At 68.8% G+C, this 4,380-nt stretch carries 4 protein-coding genes and 1 pseudogene; 2 read left to right on the forward strand and 3 right to left on the reverse strand.

Going from position 1 to position 4,380, the window contains the following annotated elements:
• Positions 1–117: 117 nt before the first annotated feature.
• Positions 118–345: a hypothetical protein gene (locus IC63_RS16495; protein ID WP_156965539.1), complete on the reverse strand. Its 228-nt coding sequence runs from the start codon at positions 343–345 to the stop codon at positions 118–120.
• 279 nt (positions 346–624) lie between these two features.
• Here IC63_RS16495 and IC63_RS16500 point away from each other — a divergent pair.
• Positions 625–1,140 (forward strand): annotated as a pseudogene (locus IC63_RS16500) (ParA family protein); the annotation flags it as partial.
• Entirely contained in the window at positions 1,137–2,243 is a 1,107-nt protein-coding gene (locus IC63_RS16505) for a ParB/RepB/Spo0J family partition protein (RefSeq protein ID WP_036722626.1), read from the forward strand. The pseudogene IC63_RS16500 and the gene IC63_RS16505, both read left to right, overlap by 4 nt.
• 232 nt (positions 2,244–2,475) lie before the next feature.
• On the opposite strand, the gene IC63_RS16510 is transcribed toward IC63_RS16505, so the two are convergent.
• Positions 2,476–3,063, reverse strand: coding sequence for a c-type cytochrome (locus IC63_RS16510; RefSeq protein ID WP_036722628.1), 588 nt, complete (start codon positions 3,061–3,063; stop codon positions 2,476–2,478).
• Entirely contained in the window at positions 3,060–4,223 is a 1,164-nt protein-coding gene (locus IC63_RS16515) for a PQQ-dependent sugar dehydrogenase (protein ID WP_084116025.1), read from the reverse strand. Before IC63_RS16515 ends, IC63_RS16510 begins: the two co-directional genes overlap by 4 nt.
• Positions 4,224–4,380 lie beyond the last annotated feature (157 nt).

Consider the following 4,380-nt stretch of genomic DNA (forward strand, 5'->3'; position numbering starts at 1 on the left):
ACCTGGAATACATTCTTCGCCAGATCGAGCCCGACCGTGATAATCTCCGACATGACCGCTCCCCTTTGTGGATCGTTGCAGACCCACCTTGGCACATCAGATGCCGTCGGGGGGCGGTCACATCATCCACGCCTTGCTGGCCTGAAACCGCGTCAGCGCGACGAGATGCAGGCAGCCCTCGCGCATCCCCGCCTCGGCCAGCCCCGCGAACCACGCCGAGAAGACCAGCCGCTGCCGGTTCGGATCGCCCGCGAGCGCAAACGCCATCAGCGCCGACAGCGCATCATACTTGCGTACCGCGGCATCGCGGCCCACGGCACTTTTACCGGGACGGATCACGTGCATCACTGCTCCCCCCGGTTGACCCGGCTGCCCTTGTGCCCACCCGTCCGACATGCCCCGACGGCGCCCCGGCAAGCGCGCGGGCTTGCCCTGAACCGGCGTGATGATCTTGTGCCATTCGCAACGCTGTTCGCCGACCTGTCCGCATTAGCGTTTGCGAATCGCGATACTGTCAAGCCGTTGCGCGACGGGCGATCGTCGCCGATCCGTCATCGATCGAAAGAAAGGGTATCATTGGTATAGGGGGACACAATGTTCGGGCAGCGATGTCCCGTGATCGGCCCCTGCCCCGCCCGTGACCTGATCCTCTTCGACTGCCCGCCGGCGATCGGTTACCAGTCGATGAACGCGGTCTTCGCCGCCGACATGCTCTATATCCCTTCGGGTCCGGGCTACTGGGAATACGACTCGACCACCAGCTTCATCGGCCAGCTGGCCGAGGCGCTGGCCGACCTGTCACACGGCTTCGCCGACTTCCCCGCGGGGAAGATTTCGCTGCCCAAGGCCTTCGCCGACATCCGCCTCCTGATGACGCGCTACGAGCCCTCGAACGAGCTGCACCAGGCGATGTTCAACGCCTTCCGCCAAGTCTTCGGCGACCGGCTGGCGCAGCACCCGATCGAGCTGACGCGCGCGGTCGAGCAATCCGGCCGCTTCCTCAGCTCAATCTACGAGATCGACTATCGCCAGATGACCCGCGGCACTTGGCGCCGCGCCCGCGCCAGCTTCGACCAGGCCTACGAGGAATTCCGCACCCACGCGCTGGCCGCCTGGGACAAACTGGAGGACGCCGCATGACCCGCAAGCGCCGCATGTTCGACATCGAGCTGCCCGAGGGCGACGACGAAACCTTCCCCGCGGGGAATGTGGCGCCGGCGCGGCGCGGGCCGATGGCCACCGCGATCACCGAGACCGCTGAGTCGAGCCGCGACCGTGCCCGGATCGAGGCGCAGATCCGGGCCGAGAACGACGCGCTAGCAGAAGAGCATGTGCGGCTGAAGCAGGCTGGTCTGATCACCGACCTGATCCCGCTGGATGCGATCGACACCACGCGGCTGATCCGCGACCGCGCGCCGGGGCCGGACCCCGAGCTGGGCGAGCTGGTCGAATCGATCCGCGACATCGGTCTGTCGAACCCGATCCGGGTCGAGAAGGCGGGCGAGGGGCGCTATGAACTGATCCAGGGCTGGCGCCGCCTGACCGCCTATCGCCAGTTGCTGGAGGGGACTGGCGACGCCGCCCGCTGGGGCACGATCCCTGCCGGGATCGTCGCACGGGGCGCGGAGCTGAGCGACCTCTACCGGCGGATGGTAGACGAGAACATGGTCCGGAGGGACATCTCGTTCGGAGAGATGGCGCAGCTCGCACTGCATTACGCGATGGACCCGCTGACCGAAGAACGCGACGCCGACAAGGCCGTGGCGATCCTGTTCCGCTCGGCCGGCTACCAGAAGCGCAGCTACATCCGCAAGTTCATACCGGTGGTCGAACGCCTGGGCGAGACGCTGCATTTCATCCACGAGATCCCGCGGGCGCTGGGGCTGGCGCTGGCCGACCGCATCGACGAGGTGCCGGGCACGGTCGCGGCGATCAAGGCCGACCTCAAGAGCTGGGACAACCGCTCGGTCAAGGACGAGCTGGACGTGCTGCGCCGCTATGCGGGGCAGGGGGCTGCGGTGCGGGAAGGGCAGGGGGCTGCCGAGCCCGCGGGCCCCGCGCACCCGCCCGTCGCCTCCGAGGCGCGGGCCCGGACGACGTTCCAGCTGACCCGTCCGCAGGGCAAGGCGAAGTGCGTGGCCGCGAACGGGAGGCTGGAAATCCGCCTGCCGCGCGACTTCACCGCCCTCGACCGGCGGCGGCTGGAGGCGGCGGTGGCGTCGTTGCTGGACCAGTTGGACTGACCTTACCCGCGGGGAATGGTCTGAAAAATCTTTGATAGTCAATAGGTTATGTCTTTGCCTCGGTGCCCCTTCGAGGGTCGAACCTTCCGAAGCCCGCTCGGGATGACGCTGATCCGCAGCAGGATCAAGGAAGATCGGCCCCTGCCACCTGCACAAGACGGGGGCAGCGCGCGCATCACAAGCCGACCGGCGCAACCCGCCAACGGGCTGGAACCCCACGGGAAGCCCTGACCTACCGCACCACCAACCGCGCCGCGCTGAAATACTCCGCCAGCGCCCGGATCGCGGCATCGTCAAGCTCCGCGGCGACGGGTTGCATCACCGCGCTGGTGCGCTTGCCCGACCGGAACGCCTTGAGCTGGGTGTCGAGGTACATCGCCGTCTCTCCCGCGAGGTTCGGGGCATCGGGGATCACCGCGATCCCGTTCTCGCCGTGGCAGGCGACGCAGGCTGGTGGGGCGGGCTGGGCGGCCGGGGCCTCGGCGGTCGCGGTGAAGCCGGCGTAATAGGCGGCCACGTCCGCGATCTGGCGGTCGCTCAGGCCCTTGGCGACCACGCTCATCATCTCGTTCTCGCGCGCGCCGCTCCGAAAGGCGGCGAGCTGGCTGGCCAGGTAGCTTGCGGACTCGCCGCCGATGTTCGGTGCGACCGGGATCTGCGCCACCCCGTTCGCGCCGTGGCAGGTGCGGCACTGGACGGCGATCCGGCCGCCCGCCGCGGCATCGCCGCGGGTCGTTGCCTCGTCGGCCCACCCCCCGCCAGCCCACACCCCGCCGACCCACAGGCCGGCAAGGAGAACGGCGACACGCCGCGCGTTCATGGCCCACCGTACGAAATGCGATAGATCGCCCCCGCCATATCGTCCGAGACGAGAAGCGAGCCGTCCTTCAGCATCGCCACGTCGACCGGACGGCCGAGATACTCGCCCGAGGGCGTCAGCCAACCCTCGGCGAAGGGCTCGGTGGTGGCGGTGCCGTCGGCGGCGATCCGCGTGACCATGACGCGCGCGCCGACCGGCTCGGTGCGGTTCCACGAGCCGTGCTGGGCCGAGAAGATCGCGCCCTTGTAGTGGTCGGGGAACTGGTCGCCGGTATAGAACGCCATCCCGAGGTCGGCGGCGTGCGGGGCCATTTCGACCACCGGGGGGACGGCGTCGGCCGGGGGCGTCTCGTCCTGGTACTCGACCGTGCGGACCGTCCCGCCGCCGTACCACGGGAAGCCGAAGTTCTGGCCCTGGGCCGTGGCGCGGTTCAGCTCTCCGGGCGGGGTGTCGTCGCCCATGCCGTCGACCTGGTTGTCGGTGAACCACAGTTCGGACGTGCCGGGGCGGAAGTCCATGCCGACCGAGTTGCGGATGCCGTCGACATAGACCTCGCGCCCCGCGCCGTCCTGGCCCATGCGGACGATTCCGCCGATGCCGTTCTGCCTGAAGACCTCGCTCTTGTCCTTGGGCGGGACGTTGAAAGGCTGCCCCAGCGCCACGTACAGCTTGCCGTCCGGCCCGATCCGGCACACCCGCGCGGTGTGGTTATAGCTTTCCTCGGCCGGCGGGATCAGCTCGCCCTTCCTGACGACCTCGAACGCGGCGACGTCGGGGCCTTCATAGAAGAACTCGGCCGCGGGGAACTTGAGCACCCGGTTCTGTTCGGCGATGTAAAGAACCCCGTCGGGCGAGAAGCACGGACCGTTCGGGATCGAGAATTGCAGCGAGGGCGCAAAGTCCTTCACCTCGTCGGCGACGCGGTCCTTGTTGCGGTCGGTGACCGCCCAGACCTTGTCCTTGCGGGTGCCGACGAAGGTCACGATGCCCTGCGTTCCGACCGCCATGTGCCGGGCGTCCGGCACAACGGCATAGAGCGAGATCTCGAACCCCTCGGGCAGCTTGATCGCCGCCAGCGTCTTGCGGATGCCGTCCGCGAAGGGGCCGTCCTGCGGGATGGTCGTGAAGTTCGCGGCTCCGGTCTGCTGAAAGCTGGACAGTTTGCCGAGGTTGGCGTCCTGGCCGGCGGGCGCCGCGGCGGGGGCGGTATCAGCGCTGTCGGCAGGGGCTGTCGGCGCCGGGGCCGGGCCTTGGGCTGCGGTCGCTGCCGCAGCCGGGGCGGCCCGCGCCTCAGCGGCCTGCGTCTCGGCGGTCGGC

The organism is Paracoccus sphaerophysae, from assembly GCF_000763805.1.
Lineage (GTDB): Bacteria > Pseudomonadota > Alphaproteobacteria > Rhodobacterales > Rhodobacteraceae > Paracoccus > Paracoccus sphaerophysae.